This window comes from Parasphingorhabdus pacifica, from assembly GCF_054779195.1.
The window spans coordinates 509,091-523,130 of record NZ_BAAGYS010000008.1; the positions used below are offsets into that span (position 1 = coordinate 509,091).

Consider the following 14,040-nt stretch of genomic DNA (forward strand, 5'->3'; position numbering starts at 1 on the left):
GAGGTCGCCGCGGCGGCTGGTTGGGGGGAACATGGGGTGATGGCTTCGTCGTCGCAGCATCCGTTGGAAGGCCTCTACCAGGCACGGGAGGCGCTCGACCAGAGTGCCACCGAGCAAACCCGTGTTGACTTGGAGCAATTGGACTGGCCCGCGTACGGCTCGGCGCTTCTGGGGGTGCTCGGGTCGCTGGATCACTTCACCCAGGTGCTGGTCGGTCGGATCGATGGCGCCGACCGTGATGAGCTGTACCGGCACGCTGTGCGCGATCACCCGCACATGGCGCTGGATCGTGCGGTCGAGCACTTGCGGTATCTGCGCCAGGTGTTGCAGACGGCCGTGTCCGAAACCGAGGGCTACTGGGAGGAGGCCCAGCACATTCGGGAGGACACGGCCGACCGTCCGCAACGCTCGGAGTGAGGCCCCGTACTCCTGAAGCTGTCCTGAGCCGCAAAGTAACGGGAAGCGGTGGCCATCGGGCCTTGGTGGAGCTCTGGTCCCGTTGCAGAGTGCGGTAGACCGTGGTGCGGGAGACGGTGAGGACCTCGGCGAGGTCGGCGATGGTGTACTCGCCAGTGCCGTACATCCGCACGAGCTCGCGCTGCTGCTTGGTCGAGAGCTTGGGCTGCTTGCCACGCAGCTTCCCCCTGGCCTTAGCCACGGCCATGCCTTCCTTCGTCCTAGCCCGCAGGAGGTCAACTTCGAACTCGGCGAAGGTGGCCAGGATGTTGAAGAACATCTTTCCCATCGGGTCGGCCGGGTCGTAGACCTGTCCGCCGAGGGAGAGCTTGATGCCGCGTTCGGCCAGCGAGTCGCCGATGGCGCGAGCGTCAGGGCACCGATCGGGCCGAGTCGGTCGAGCTTCGGGACCGCGAGCGGGTCGCCCTAGTGGACGGCGGCGAGTGCCTGATCGAGACCAGGGCTGGCTCGGGTGGTACCGGTCAGGCCGTGGTCGAGGTAGATCCGTTCGTCGGCGACGCCGAGCTCGGTCAGGCGTTGGCGTTGGGCGGTGAGGTCTTGCTTGTCGGTGGAGCAGCGCGCGTAGCCGATGATCGTGGCGCTCATGGCGCGCGAGCGTACGTCTTATCCCCCGACGACCGGAATTTTCACCGTACGGGGTATCTGCAACGTCGCTGGTCGAGGTCGCGGCGAGTCACACCACTGATCGCCGGGTGTACGTAAGGGGTTCGGTTTCGTACACGGTGCGGCGGTGACGTGGACCCGTCACCATGGCCACCTGCGAACACAAACGAATCGACGAGTGAGCAAGACCATGACTGATCATGAGAACACCACAGACTACGATGCGCCGGCGCTGCCAACCGTGGTCGACCGGGCCACTTTCCAGGCCGAACTGGATGCGCTGCGCGTGCGGGAGAAGGCGCACACCCGCGAGGGTGATGCGATCGCGGCGGCCCGACGGCGTCTGCCCATGGTCGAGGTAGACGCCAACCTCGAGCTGCTCGGGCCTCACGGGCCGCTGACCCTGCTCGACGCGTTCGAAGGTCGCCGGCAGCTCGTCGCCTATTACTTCATGTGGAACCCCGGCCGGCCCGCTGTCGAGCAGTGCGAGGGCTGCACGGTGTATACGAGCCAGGTCGGCGAGCTGTCCTACCTGCACTCCCGCGACGCCACCTACGCAGTCTTCTGCCAGGGCCGCAACGTCGCCGTCGGCGGGGCCGATCCCCGGGTGAGCTACGACGAGAGCCTCCGCTACCGCGACTTCATGGGCTGGGACATGCCGTGGTACTCAGCACAGCCCTCCCTCGATGCGCTCCTCGTCGGTCGCGAAATCGGCTTGTTCCACCTGGTGTGCTATCTAAGAGACGGCGATCGCGTCTTCGAGACCTACTGGACCAAGGGCCGCGGCGTGGAGGCGATGGACTACAGCTGGGCGTTGCTGGACATGACCATCTACGGGCGACAGGAGGCCTGGGAAGACTCGCCTGCGGGCTGGCCAATCGGGTGGGAGGTCAACGAAGACCAATACCGGACCAACGGACGTCCCACCGCCCAGTGGTCACGACTCGAAGCCGGACGCTCGGACGACCTCGGAACCGCTGGGGCGGGGACGGCACCTGGACCCCACTAGTCACTAACGGGGATCCCTCAGCGGGACGGGAGCGGAAGGTCGAGGCGTGTGTTCATGTCCAGGCGGAAGCGCCCGTAGGGGTTGATGTTGGACCAGAACAGCGGGCTCAGCGCCCGGCGTTCGTGAGGGCCGAGGAGTTCGTCCCAGCCGGGGCTGTCGAGGACGTTTTGCAGCAGCAGGGTTTGACGGCCACCAGCTTCTCCGAGGCGTCGGCGAACAACCCGTCCGGCAGCCTCAGCTGGCGCACCGCCGTCAACTTGTCGATCTCGGCCAGCACCGTCTCCAACCCGATCTGGCCGGGATCGGCGTTCAACTCCGCCAACAGGCCCCGCCCCGCGGAGTCGTCCTCGGCGACCAGGGTCTCCAGCGCAGCCACACTACGCTGATAGACGCTCGACAGTGCGCAGGCAAAACCGCTGCTCGAACGTCGAACGGGCCGAACCGATGAGGCGGTCCAACCGTCCGGGTGGCTCGATCCCCTCGGCGCGACACCGCACCAACACCGCCTGCCGCAGCCGGTCCTCACGCAGCTCACCGGGCAGACCTCCTCGGCCAACCACCCAGCCAGCTTGTCCTCATCACCGCGAGAGAACTCACGAAAGCCGAACGCGGTACGGATCTGGGCGCGGTGATACTCGATCGAGCGGGACCGCCACGAGTAGCGACCGAACTCCTCGGCATCCACACCGACCTGCTCAACGACGTAGCCGACCGCCTGCGGCGGGACCTCCTCGGCATGCCGCGGGAACCGCGCTTCGATCTCGAAGAACTTCAGCAGCAGGGCGAACCCGAGCCGGGTCGCTCCGGACTTGTTGCCCACCAAGCGCCAGTCGTCGCCAACCAGCGTCCACGACTCAACCAGCTCATCCGAAGCCCACTCACGTTGCACAGGCGCACGCTATCGATCATCGTTCACACCCACGCCCGAGCCTCCGTTACTTTGCGGCTCAGGACAGCTTCAGGAGTACAGGGCCAGTGAGCGGCGATCAGGTGCACTGATCTGGTGGGCGGCGTTCTCCCCCGCCAAGTGAGCGGGTGGCCCCGGTGCGCTACGACTCGTCGTGCTCGCAGCAGTCGTCGGGCGTGTGGGGGTGGCCGATCAGAGCTGTGGTCGGTGCGCAGCAGGCGTCGCCGCGCCAGGCCTCGCGTCCTTCCTTGAGCGCGACGGCCGCGATCACCAGCGCGACGATCGGGTCGGCCCAGGACCAGCCGAACAGGCTGTGGACCAGCAGTCCGACGAGCAGTACCCCGGACAGGTAGGTGCACAGCAGGGTCTGCTTGGAGTCGGCCACCGCACTGGCCGAACCCAGCGCGCGGCCGGTGAACCGCTGGGTCAGGGACAGGCCGGGCATGATCAGCAATGAGAGGGCGGCCAGCACGATGCCCACGGTCGATTCCTCGGCGCTGCTGCCACCTGCCAGGGAGCGGATCGACTCGGCGGTGACGTAGGCGGCGAGTGCGAAGAAGGACACTGCGATGATGCGCAGCGCTGTGCGCTCTCGGGTTTGGCGGAGTGTGGCGTCGCCGGCGGAGAACTGCCAGGCCACCGCCGCCGCGGAGGCGACCTCGATGACGGAGTCCAGTCCGAACCCGATCAACGCTGTCGAGGAGGCACCGATACCGGCCGTGATCGCCACGACCGCTTCGATGACGTTGTAGCCGATGGTGGCCGCTACCAGTAGCTGGATGCGCCGGGACAGTACCGCCTGCCGGGCCGCATCCGGTCCCGTCGTGGTGGTGTCCTCGGAAGCGGTGGGTTGTTCCGGTGTGCAGCAGCCGTCCGCACATGCGGTCTCGGCCATGGTGTCGGCGGCCGGATCGCGCCGGGAGGAGGCTTCGGTCATCGTGGCGCGACCTCCTCGGTCTCGGCGGTGGTGGGTGTGTCTTCCTCCGCGCAGGTTTCGCTCGGTTCGACCGCGAGCACGACCTGCACCATTTCGCTCAGCGCGTGGGCGAGGTGGGGGTCGGCGAGGGCGTAGTGCACTTGCCGACCCTGGTATGTGGCGACCACGAGCCCGCAGCCGCGTAGGCATGCCAGGTGGTTCGACACGTTCGAGCGGGACAGGCCCAGCTCGTCGGCCAGTCGGCCCGGGTAATGCGCCCCGTCCAGCAGGCGTACCAGGATCCGGCACCGGGTGGGGTCGGCCAGTGCCCGTCCCAGACGGGCCAGTACCGCCTCGCGAGTCTCACACGTCAACATACCCAAAACTGTACAGCGAATACTGAACTGAAGTCCAAGGCGACCGCCCGGCGGCGAACGTGGTCGACCTGGGTGCGCAACCGAGTAGTCTATGGCTTGGTGTGGATCGCGTATCCACAAGCAGCTCCTCCCCCACACCAAGATGGCTCCCGCCCGTGCTCTGCTATCCGGCCATGGGAGCCCAGGCGGCTATGTTGTTGTTCTTGCCCCAGCTCGCGTGCCCGGCGGGGTACGACCTCGGCCTGTCCCCCGCCGGGCACCTAGGGCGCGGGTTCGGCGACCGCCGTGGCGCCGCGTTGACCACGCCTGCGCGACCTGTTCAGCTCGCGGGTTCGGCAGGGTCCGCGCTCGTCGGTGCCGGTTCCGGTGGGCGCTCGCGGAGGGTGCGCAGTTCGGCCAGCGCGTCGTCGAGCTGCCGCTCGGCGCGTTCGGCGCGGGTGAGTGCCTGGGTACGGGCATCTTCCACCGCGGCCAACCGCTGCGCGGCGGATTCTTCGGCCTGCCGTAGCGATCTGCCTGCTTCCGCGCGCGCTTCGGCGAGCTCGTCGGCGTGGCTGCGGCGCATCCGGGCGAGTTCGTCGAGGTGCTGCTGGGCCTGCTCGCGTGCCTGCGCCAGCTCGGTCTTGACCTCGTCGAGCCGGGTGGTGGCCTGCTCGGAGGCTTCTTCGGCGCGAGTGGCCCGCTGCACGGCTTCATCTCGCTCGCGGGTGTGCGCGGTCAGCTGTTCTTGGGTCTCCTCGCGGGTCCGCTGGAGTTCCTCGTTCGCTTCGTGCTGAGTCTGCTCGGCCTCTTCGCGGACTCGTTTGATCTCGTCGTCGGTCTCACGTCGGATGGCGGCGATGGCGACGTCGGCTTCGTTGCGGGCGGCTTCGGCGTCGTCGATCGCCCGCTGGCGGGCCTCCTGGGCTTCGTCGATCGCGTTGTCCCGCTCTTCGCGGGCGGTCTCTGTTTCGGTCTTCGCCGCTTCGGCGGTCTCGGCCGCGTCGGTGGCCGCGGCTTCGGCGGCGGCGCGGGCTTGTTCGGCTTCGCGTCGTTGCTGCTGGGCATTGGCCAGGGCGTGTTCGGCCTGGGCGACCCGATGCGCGGCCTCGGCCTGTGCCGCCTGCACTTGAGCTTCGGCCGCACTGGGGTCGGCGATGCCGTTGAGTTCCTCGATCGCGTTGCGCAGATTGCGGGAGAGCTGCTCGGACAGGGAACGGTAGTGCCGGAGCAGTTCTTCGGCGCGCAGCCGAGGAGCCGGCGTCGAACTCGGATTCGTCACTGCGACCGCGGAAGTGGCGGAAGTGGCGGTGTCCGACTGCTCGGCATCCAGCCGTTGCCGTTCCTTCCACGCTCGCCACCGGGTGTGTTCGGGAAGATCGCAGTACTCCGACGGTCGACCTGGCCCGCCTGTGCGCACCACCGGCCGCGTGCAGCCGGGAAACTTGCACCCGCCTTCGCCGACCTGTCCGGACTCCTGCTGATCACTCATGTTCGGAAGTTACCAACAGCGCCGCATGCCCTGCCGACCACACGGGCCCCGGACACGAACCCCGGACCGGTCACTCGTCGGAACCGGTCGCGGCGGCCACCACGTGCGCCGGGTCCCGGGTCAACGACAACGCCACGTGGTCGTACAACTGCGTGACCGCCGCCGAGGAATGTCCCAACGCGTCGCGTCGATCCTCCAACGCCGCTCCCCGCTCTCGAGCGATCGTGTTGAACGCGTGTCGCATCGAGTGCGGTGTGATCCGATTCGGCATCGGCACACCGGCTTGCTCGGCCATGTTCTGCACCAGCCGATAGATCTGATGTCGGTTGACGCGCTTTCCGCTGCGGGTCACCAGCAACGCATCGCTACCGCGGGGACGCTCGGTCAGGTAGTCGTCGAGCAACGGTGCCAGCTGCGCGGGGATGGGGCGATTGCGCACCTTCCCGCCCTTCATCGACACCGTCAGGATCCGCACTCCGTCGCGCTGGCCCAGGTCGCCCAGGTTGGCGTTGCACAGCTCCGACACCCGCACGCCCAGGTCGATGAGCAACGCCATCGCCAGCGCAGCGCACCGGGCGCCCAACGTGCGGTGCTCGTGGCCGCGGCTGGCATCGAGAATCGCGGATGCCTGTGATTCCGACACGCTGGCCGTCGGTGAGTGCTGTCGGTCGTAGCGGGGCCTGGCGGCATCTCGTGCCGGGTTCGCATCGATCGCACCTGCGCGCACGAGGAACGTGTACCAGCTCGAGACCGAAGCGAGCTTGCGAGCACGGGTGGGGGCCGCTAACGGACGACCGGTGCGTGGGTTGGTCGCCGCGGCCAGTTCGGTGCCGTACATCTGCACCTCCGGAAGTCGCACTTCCAGCGGTTCCAGGTCGCGGCGCGTGCACCACTCCAGGTATTCCCGCAAGTCCCGCGCATAGGCGGCCCTGGTGGCTGCCGAGTCAGTGAACGACCCCAGCCATGCTGAGACAAGGCCGGACACCGTGTGGCCCGTTCTGGTTTCGGCCGCCAGCACCTTCGTCTGCTCGTTGTGAACCAACTCGGCGTGGTCGGCTGCCTGCTCCATCATCGCCCCGGTTCCCGTCCGACCTTCCGTCAACCCCGGTGATCATGACAGAACCACGGGCACGGCCGCAGTGGTCCCCACCGCACCAGCGAGGCGTCCGGCCACCGTGCTATCGGTCCCGCGTCCGGCCACATCCTTCTGTACTGTGGCCGGTCTCCTCGCATCCGAGTCCGCTATTGGACGGCGTTCCTGATCCCGGCGAGGGTGGTCTCGATCCCGGTGCGTACTTCGGCGATCCGGGTGGCCACGATCTTCCCTTCCTTCTCCGGCATCCGATCGATGGCCAGGCTCAAACCCGAACGCGCCGGCCCCAACCACGCCGAATGCCACAGTCGCGTGCCGCCCGGCACGGTTTCCAGCTCGAAGCGCCACGTGGCCATGGGGTCGATCTCGGCGTCGGTATCGGCCTTCGCCTCGGAGCCGGGGTCGTCACCGAATGCCGGGTCGGCACTGAGTACCGCCCACGCGAACACGCGGTGCGGATCGAGTTCGACCACTCGGGAGATCGTCGACCACGTCCCCAGTGCGGGATGTTCGTTGTGGCCGATGAATTCTGCGCCGACCGCAGGTTCGTTCGCGTCCCGCAGCCATTCCACGCGTTGCAGTTCCGGGCTGAGTCGAGCGGGTAGTTCGATGTCGGTCACCAGCTCCCACACCTTTTCGGGCGGGGCGGGGATGTGTTCCTCGCAGCGAACGCTCGGACCGTCGGCGTAGCGCACAGCACCTACCTGGAGCTGACGGCGGGCGTCCGTACGGATGCCCGGTGATCTCAGCGGCGCGAGCCTATCCAACGATCTCGGACGTTCGGTCCCCGGTTCGTCGGTCCGCGCCCGCGGGCAAGGTCATCGCGACCAGAGCCACGGCCAGCAGGATCACGGCGATGGCCAGGAAGGCTCGGCCGTATCCGGCAGCGCCCTGAACCGCACTCACATCCGGTCCGGCGAGCGCGACGAGCATGGCGAGTCCGAGCGCGCCTCCGATCTGCTTGGTGGTGTTCATCAGTCCGGATGCGGCCCCGGCATCGGCTTTGTCCACGCCCGAGGTCACCGTGGTGGTGATCGGCGTGTTCAACAATCCGCTGCCGGTGGAGAACACCACTGCCGGACCGAGAATGCCCAGCATGTACCCGCTGTTCGGGCCGATGCGGCTCTGCCAGGCGAATCCGGCCGCGGCTACCAGTGCCCCGACCACGATCAATACTCGGTTGTCGAGGCGGCCCATCAACCAGGGCGTCACCCGAGTACCCACGAGCATGGCCACGAGCGTGTGCGGCAGGAAAGCCAGACCGGTCTGCAGTGGCCCGTAGTGCAAGACCTGCTGCATGAACAACGTCAGGAAGAACCACATCGGATTCAGGCAGGCACCGGCCAACAGCATCACGATGTTGCCCCGCGAGATCGAGGGGCTCGCGAACAGCCGCAGCGGCATCAGCGGTGTTCGCGCGAATCGGGCTTCGACGAGGAGGAACGCGGTCAGGGACCCGGCCGCGATGAGCAGCGGCAGCGCTGTCGCCGGGGCGTGCACACCGTGCGCCCGGATTTGGGTGATGCCGTGGGTCAGCGCCACCAGGCCGGCAGTCGCCAGTACCGCCCCCGTGACGTCGAGTCGCGGTCCGCGCGCTTTCGGGCGCTCACCGGGCAGGTATCGGACTGCGAGTACGACGACGAGAACGCCGATGGGCACGTTCACCAGCAGAACCCACCGCCACGAGAGGTATTCGGTGAGTACCCCGCCGATGAGGTTGCCCGCCGTACCGCCGGCGATCCCGACGGCTGCCCAGGCCGCCAGTGCGCGCGTGCGGGCGGGTCCTTCCGCGAAGGTGGTGGTGAGGATCGTCAGGGTCGCCGGGGCCAGTATCGCCGCACCCAACCCCTGCATCGCGCGGGCAGCCACCAGCATGCCCGGGTCGACGGCCAGACCGCCCGCGAGACTGGCGGCCGAGAACAGCACGGTGCCCAGGCAGAAGACCGGTTTGCGACCGTAGAGGTCCGCGAGGCGCCCACCGAGGAGCAGCAGTCCGGCGAAGATCAGTGTGTAGGCGTTGACCACCCACTGCAGGTCCGGTGGGGCGAAGTCGAGGCTGCGTTCGATGGTCGGCAGCGCCACGTTGACCACCGATATGTCGAGCACGACCATGAACTGCGTTGCGCAAGCCAGTACCGGTATCACCAGCGACCCGGTCTTGGCCCGCCCGGAGTTCTCCGCATGAGGAGAAGCACCTGTGGCGCGCTGCGGCACCAACCTGTTCACCTCGTTTCCACCCCAGCTTTTGTGATACATACGTATCACAAAGGAGGTGGGCGTGCGATGCCACGAAGGGTTGATCACGATCGACGACGAGCCGACATCATCGACGGCGTGCTCCGGGTCGTGGCCCGCGAGGGCCTGCACGCGGTCACGATGCGCGCGGTGGCCACCGAGGCGGGCGTGTCCGTGCGACTCGTGCAGTACTACTTCCACACCAAGGCGCGCCTGATGCACGCCGCGCTGCGTTACCTCGAAGAACGCAGTGACCGACGTTGGAACGCCCGGCTCGACCAGCTCGACGATCCCCCGGCCGCGCGCGCCTACCTGGAGACTTTCCTGGCCGAGGCGCTGCCCACCGACGAGGCGAGCCGCACGTTCCACCTCGTGTGGACCTCCTACGCGGTGCTCGCCATGACAGACGCGGAACTGGCCGAGCACCCCTTCGTCGAAGGTCCCGACCACTTCGAGAGGGAGATCGCAGCGGTGTTGCGTCGAGCGCAGGAAGCCGGTGATCTCGACGGTGATCGCGACGTCGCGATCGAAGCCGCGAGGATGACGACTCTCAACCACGGCTTGGGAACAAGCGTCCTGATCGGTCAGCGCACCCCTGCCGAAGCCATGGAAGTGCTGGGCTACCACCTCGATCGCCTGTTCGTCGACGGGCCCAGTTCGCGTTCGCATGCGCCTGAGCCCCCGCCTGAGCTCCTGGCCGAGCGGCCACGGGTTGGCGACGAGTCCGCTGGTTCGTCGACGGGGAGCCCGTAGCGGTTGGCGGTCTCCGTGGTCGGTCCACCCCTTGTCGAGAACCGCAGCTGTCGCCACCTCGCTCGGCACGGGCGTGGTGGTAGCTCACTTCGGGGACCTCGCGCTGCCGATTCACGCCGGGGCGCGGATCTTCTCAGTCAGTTGCGGCCGGGGTCCATCGGTGTGGCGCGGGGCCAAGGGACGATCGGCGCGTGGCCCCGCGCACGGCCGGACTGATCCAGCAATCGACCCATACGTTTCGGCGTCCGCAGGTTCACGAGGGTGTCGCGCACTTCGAGGACCGGGTAGCTGCGCGCCAATGATAATTCGAGTCGCTGGACCGCATTGATCGAGCTCAGCCACACCGTGGCGAGCAGGTTGTGTTCGCCGGTGAGAGTTGCGCATAGCCGGACCTGCGGTAATCCCGCCAGCCCGGCAGCGACCTCGTCGACCCGGTCCGGCGCGACCCGTCCCCGCAGCGTCACCGTGACCGGGAGACCGACGAGTGGTGCGGCCACTTCACATCGCAGTGCCAACATCCGTGATCGCAGCATCGCGGTGAGGCGGCGGCGCGCGGTGGCCGGGCTGGTTCCGACGCCTTCGGCGAGTTCCGCGTAAGACGTGCGACCGTCGGCCGACAGCAGCCGGACCAGTCGTCGATCCAGCTTGTCGAGGTTGGTGGCGGCGTGGTCACGACCGGGCTGGAAACCCCGCGCCAGCTCGGCGTGCGCGGAAGCCCCCAGGGCGCGCAGCCTCCAATGCATCCCTTCGCTGTAGAGGCGGGTGACCAGCGAGGTCGACGTGGCGGTCAGCCCCGGCATCTGCTCGACGCGCCGCTGGAGGTAGTTGTTGAGCCCCTCGAGATCGTGCGTGACAACGGTGAGAACGATGTCCTGGGCACCCGCGGTGATCTCCACCGAGACGCAGCACAGGTCTTGCGTCAACGCATCGGCGACGTCTTCCTTGCATCCCGGCACGCACCCGAGCGTCACGATCGCGATGCAGTAGTCGCTGCTGAACTGGGCGCTGAAGTAGGCGGTGATCCATGTGTCACCTCGTGCGGCCAGTCGTCGCCACCGTCGCGCCACCGCATCCGGGGAATTGATGCCGAGCGATCGGGCCACTGTCGACCACGGCGCCCGCGGCCAGATCTGCAACGCGTTGATGAGCGCCAGGTCCGACTCCTCGAGCATGACCGATCCTTCTACCACAACCCGGGATCATGACGGATTCATCGGTATTCGACCAGGTTCGCGGCGCGCTGCCACATCATTCGCGCATCGGAGGAGAGGAGACGCGATGACCATCCGTACCGATGCCGAGCGGCTGTGGGGCGATCTGGTCGAGCTGCGACGCGCATTGCACCAGGAGCCGGAGATCGGCCTGCAGTTGCCGAAGACGCAAGCGAAAGTCCTCAACGCACTCGACGGGCTCGAGCTGGAGATCACGACCGGCGACGCCCTCACGTCGGTGACCGCGGTGCTACGAGGTGGTCGGCCAGGTCGAACGGTTCTGCTGAGGGCCGACATGGACGCGTTGGAGATGACCGAGAAACTGGACCTGCCGTACCGGTCGGTGAACCAGGGAGCGATGCACGCGTGCGGCCACGACCTGCACACCGCGATGCTCGTGGGGGCGGCTCGGCTGCTCGCCGCGCGCCGCGATCGATTGACCGGCGATGTCGTGTTCATGTTCCAGCCCGGCGAAGAAGGGTGCGACGGGGCCGGCCACATGATCGCTGAGGGGGTGTTGGACGTGTCCGGGCAGCAACCCAGTGCTGCCTTCGCCCTGCACGTACTGTCCGCCCACTGGGAGCGCGGCACCTTCGTGACCCGACCCGGGCCGCTGATGTCCGCCTCGGACGGCCTATACGTGACCGTTCGAGGTCGTGGCGGTCACGGCTCGGCACCACACCATGCGCGAGATCCCATCCCGGCGACCTGCGAGATGGTCACCGCCCTGCAGACGATGCTCACCCGGGAGATCGATCCGTTCGAATTCGCCGTCCTGACAGTGGGATCGCTGCACGCCGGAACCCGCCGCAACATCATCCCTGATCAGGCGAGCTTTGAGGCAACCATCCGAACCTTGGACCCGGACGTGCGCCGCCAAGTCGAGAAGCAGGCGATACGGCTGGTGGAAGCCGTGGCCGCCGGCCATGGTGTGGACGCCGAGATCCACTACGAACCCGAGTATCCCGTTGCGGTGAACGCCGAGGAACAGACCGCCTTCACCACGGACATCATTACCGAGTTGTTCGGTGCCGACCGTTTCCGAGAGGTGGCTCGCCCGTTCACCGGCTCGGAGGATTTCTCCCGAATCCTCGCCGAGGTGCCGGGCGCGATGGTCTTCCTGAGCGCGGCACCGACGGAGCAGGATCCCGCGACAGCGGCGCCGAACCACTCCCCGTTGGCGTCGTTCGACGACGCCGTCCTCGCCGATGGCGCGGTCGTCTACGCAGAGTTGGCCCTGCGCCAACTCGCGCAGCCCGCCGACGATGGTTCGAGGAGGCACCTGTGACCACATCGTCTCCACCTCCCACGGGCACCGAACTCCTCGCTCGTCTCGACCGCCTCCCCCTGACCAAGCCCCATCGCCGAGTCATGTTGCAGGGTGGGATGGGGTGGCTGTTCGAGGGCTACGACGGCGTGCTGCTCGGCTACGTGGCCTCGGCTGTTGTCGTCCTGTGGTCGATCGAGTCGGCTCTGGCCGGCTGGCTACTGTCCTCGGTGTTCATCGGTTACCTGGTCGGAGCCTTGATCGCCGGGGTGCTGGCGGACCGGATCGGCCGTCGCCGGGTGCTGATGTACGCACTGCTGGTCTACGTCGTGTTCACCCTGGCTGCGGCGACGGCTTCCGATCCCGGTGAGCTCATCGTCTGGCGGGTGCTGAGCGGCGTCGGGATCGGCGCGGAAGCCGCCACGCTCATACCCTACGTTTCGGAATTCCTGCCCGCCCGCAGCAGAGGTCGTAACGCCGGCAATACGATGATCTTCCTCGGCGTGGGGTACGTGCTCGCGGCGTTGACCTCAGTCGTCGTGATCAGTCCCCATCCGGAACCGGGCTGGCGCATTGCCTGTCTGCTCGGAGCTGCGCCGGTGCTGCTCCTGTTGTGGTGGCGGCGCAACCTCGCGGAATCTCCGCGCTTCCTCGTGGCTCGAGGACGGTTGGCCGAAGCCAACGAGATCGTGGAACGGTTCGAGCGGGAAGCAGCCAGCGCCGGGGTATCGGTCGAGCCCGTGCCCGCGAGCGAACGCGGTGAGCGCGGGCACGAGCCCGTGCCGGGCAGGCGCAACGCGTTGCGGCAGTTCGCCGGCCTGTGGGGATCGGGACTTGCCGGGCGCACGGCAGTGGTGTGCGTGCTGTGGTTCACCTACCAAGCGACGCACTACGGCTACTCAACCTGGCTGCCCACGCTCCTCGTGCTCAAGGGGTTCACGATCACCGAGAGCTTCTCCTTCGGCCTCGCGGGTGCTGTCGCTCAGATTCCTGGCTACTACGTGGCCGCCGCGGTCAGTGATCGATTGGATCGCAAGTGGACCATCGTGGTCTTCCTCGTGATCAGCGGCGGTTGTGCGGCCGGTCTGGGCGCCGCGGGCAGCAGCGTGGTGATCTTCTGTTTCACGGTGGCCTTGTCGTTCTTCATGAGCGGAGCTGGCGGCACCATCTACGTCTACACGGCCGAGGTTTACCCCACCGCCAGCCGGGCTACCGGCATGGGCCAGGCGAGCGCGACGGCTCGTGTCGGAGCGATTCTGGCGCCGGTGGCGATCGGCTACCTCTACGCTGACCTCGGTTTCGGCGGGGTCTTCACGATGCTGTGCGCAATCCTGCTGCTGGGCACCGTGCTCCTGGCGGGGTTCGGCCTACGCACCGCTGGGCGGAGTCTCGAAGATCTGCAGAGCGCCGAGCCGACAAGGGTCGCAGGCGACCGAACCACGCCGTGACACTCCGTACCTGGGTACTGGAACGGGCGCCCGGGAACACCGAAGCTCCCGCGAGCCGCAGAGTAGCGAGACTGCTTCGCTGATGGGTGATCAGTCAGCGCTGAGATGGCGATAGATGGTGGGGCGGGTGACGCCGAATTCCAGGGAATGTCGATCACCTATCGGTCCCCGATCAGCTTTGCGGACTGACTGTTTGTCCGCCCCCTTCAGATGTAGGATTACGGGGCTCTCGGACGGGCGGGGATTTCTGCGTCATCGTGTTCGTGTGCCCTG

At 67.3% G+C, this 14,040-nt stretch carries 14 protein-coding genes and 1 pseudogene; 5 read left to right on the top strand and 10 right to left on the bottom strand.

Features of this window, described 5'->3' with window-relative positions:
- Positions 1-39: 39 nt before the first annotated feature.
- The gene (locus ACYVAN_RS13990) at positions 40-417 is read left to right on the top strand and encodes a hypothetical protein (RefSeq protein ID WP_460959592.1); all 378 of its coding nucleotides are present in this window, start codon (positions 40-42) and stop codon (positions 415-417) included.
- Between the two features lie 145 nt (positions 418-562).
- Here the strand turns inward: ACYVAN_RS13990 and ACYVAN_RS13995 are convergent.
- Positions 563-817, bottom strand: a pseudogene (locus ACYVAN_RS13995) (recombinase family protein); the annotation flags it as partial.
- Between the two features lie 65 nt (positions 818-882).
- A complete protein-coding gene (locus ACYVAN_RS14000) occupies positions 883-1,062 on the bottom strand; it encodes a recombinase family protein (protein ID WP_460959594.1) in 180 nt (59 codons plus the stop codon).
- 208 nt (positions 1,063-1,270) lie between these two features.
- Here ACYVAN_RS14000 and ACYVAN_RS14005 point away from each other — a divergent pair, with 208 nt between their 5' ends.
- Positions 1,271-2,089: a DUF899 family protein gene (locus ACYVAN_RS14005; RefSeq protein ID WP_460959596.1), complete on the top strand. Its 819-nt coding sequence runs from the start codon at positions 1,271-1,273 to the stop codon at positions 2,087-2,089.
- A gap of 106 nt (positions 2,090-2,195) precedes the next feature.
- On the opposite strand, the gene ACYVAN_RS14010 is transcribed toward ACYVAN_RS14005, so the two are convergent.
- From ACYVAN_RS14010 to ACYVAN_RS14040, 7 genes are all read right to left on the bottom strand, one after another.
- Entirely contained in the window at positions 2,196-2,978 is a 783-nt protein-coding gene (locus ACYVAN_RS14010; RefSeq protein ID WP_460959598.1) for a DUF4158 domain-containing protein, read from the bottom strand.
- A 160-nt stretch (positions 2,979-3,138) separates the two neighbouring features.
- Complete coding sequence (locus ACYVAN_RS14015; protein ID WP_460959600.1) at positions 3,139-3,933, bottom strand: cation transporter; 795 nt, start codon at positions 3,931-3,933, stop codon at positions 3,139-3,141.
- Positions 3,930-4,289 (bottom strand): Cd(II)/Pb(II)-sensing metalloregulatory transcriptional regulator CmtR, encoded by a 360-nt coding sequence (gene cmtR / locus ACYVAN_RS14020; RefSeq protein ID WP_460959602.1) that lies wholly within the window; start codon positions 4,287-4,289, stop codon positions 3,930-3,932. Before cmtR ends, ACYVAN_RS14015 begins: the two co-directional genes overlap by 4 nt.
- A gap of 319 nt (positions 4,290-4,608) precedes the next feature.
- On the bottom strand, positions 4,609-5,760 hold the full coding sequence (locus ACYVAN_RS14025; protein WP_460959604.1) for a hypothetical protein: 1,152 nt from the start codon (positions 5,758-5,760) through the stop codon (positions 4,609-4,611).
- 70 nt (positions 5,761-5,830) lie between these two features.
- Positions 5,831-6,862, bottom strand: a complete 1,032-nt coding sequence (locus ACYVAN_RS14030) for a tyrosine-type recombinase/integrase (protein WP_460959606.1) — start codon at positions 6,860-6,862, stop codon at positions 5,831-5,833.
- A 140-nt stretch (positions 6,863-7,002) separates the two neighbouring features.
- The gene (locus ACYVAN_RS14035; RefSeq protein WP_460959608.1) at positions 7,003-7,548 is read right to left on the bottom strand and encodes an SRPBCC family protein; all 546 of its coding nucleotides are present in this window, start codon (positions 7,546-7,548) and stop codon (positions 7,003-7,005) included.
- A 64-nt stretch (positions 7,549-7,612) separates the two neighbouring features.
- Entirely contained in the window at positions 7,613-9,079 is a 1,467-nt protein-coding gene (locus ACYVAN_RS14040; RefSeq protein ID WP_460959610.1) for an MFS transporter, read from the bottom strand.
- Between the two features lie 57 nt (positions 9,080-9,136).
- Here ACYVAN_RS14040 and ACYVAN_RS14045 point away from each other — a divergent pair, with 57 nt between their 5' ends.
- Complete coding sequence (locus ACYVAN_RS14045; protein WP_460959612.1) at positions 9,137-9,841, top strand: TetR/AcrR family transcriptional regulator; 705 nt, start codon at positions 9,137-9,139, stop codon at positions 9,839-9,841.
- Positions 9,842-9,978: 137 nt separating this feature from the next.
- Here the strand turns inward: ACYVAN_RS14045 and ACYVAN_RS14050 are convergent, their stop codons facing one another.
- On the bottom strand, positions 9,979-11,013 hold the full coding sequence (locus tag ACYVAN_RS14050) for an AsnC family transcriptional regulator (protein ID WP_460959614.1): 1,035 nt from the start codon (positions 11,011-11,013) through the stop codon (positions 9,979-9,981).
- Positions 11,014-11,119: 106 nt separating this feature from the next.
- Here ACYVAN_RS14050 and ACYVAN_RS14055 point away from each other — a divergent pair, with 106 nt between their 5' ends.
- Positions 11,120-12,340, top strand: coding sequence for a M20 metallopeptidase family protein (locus ACYVAN_RS14055; RefSeq protein WP_460959616.1), 1,221 nt, complete (start codon positions 11,120-11,122; stop codon positions 12,338-12,340).
- Positions 12,337-13,767: an MFS transporter gene (locus ACYVAN_RS14060; protein WP_460959618.1), complete on the top strand. Its 1,431-nt coding sequence runs from the start codon at positions 12,337-12,339 to the stop codon at positions 13,765-13,767. Before ACYVAN_RS14055 ends, ACYVAN_RS14060 begins: the two co-directional genes overlap by 4 nt.
- The last annotated feature ends 273 nt before the right edge of the window (positions 13,768-14,040 follow it).

Excerpts from the sequence above, each read along its gene's own strand:
- ACYVAN_RS14005 (WP_460959596.1), top strand. The coding sequence starts at position 1,271 with ATGACTGATCATGAGAACACCACAGACTACGATGCGCCGGCGCTGCCA.
- ACYVAN_RS13990 (WP_460959592.1), top strand. The coding sequence starts at position 40 with ATGGCTTCGTCGTCGCAGCATCCGTTGGAAGGCCTCTACCAGGCACGG.
- cmtR (WP_460959602.1), bottom strand. The coding sequence starts at position 4,289 with ATGTTGACGTGTGAGACTCGCGAGGCGGTACTGGCCCGTCTGGGACGG.
- ACYVAN_RS14015 (WP_460959600.1), bottom strand. The coding sequence starts at position 3,933 with ATGACCGAAGCCTCCTCCCGGCGCGATCCGGCCGCCGACACCATGGCC.
- ACYVAN_RS14000 (WP_460959594.1), bottom strand. The coding sequence starts at position 1,062 with ATGAGCGCCACGATCATCGGCTACGCGCGCTGCTCCACCGACAAGCAA.
- ACYVAN_RS14050 (WP_460959614.1), bottom strand. The coding sequence starts at position 11,013 with ATGCTCGAGGAGTCGGACCTGGCGCTCATCAACGCGTTGCAGATCTGG.
- ACYVAN_RS14045 (WP_460959612.1), top strand. The coding sequence starts at position 9,137 with ATGCCACGAAGGGTTGATCACGATCGACGACGAGCCGACATCATCGAC.
- ACYVAN_RS14025 (WP_460959604.1), bottom strand. The coding sequence starts at position 5,760 with ATGAGTGATCAGCAGGAGTCCGGACAGGTCGGCGAAGGCGGGTGCAAG.
- ACYVAN_RS14055 (WP_460959616.1), top strand. The coding sequence starts at position 11,120 with ATGACCATCCGTACCGATGCCGAGCGGCTGTGGGGCGATCTGGTCGAG.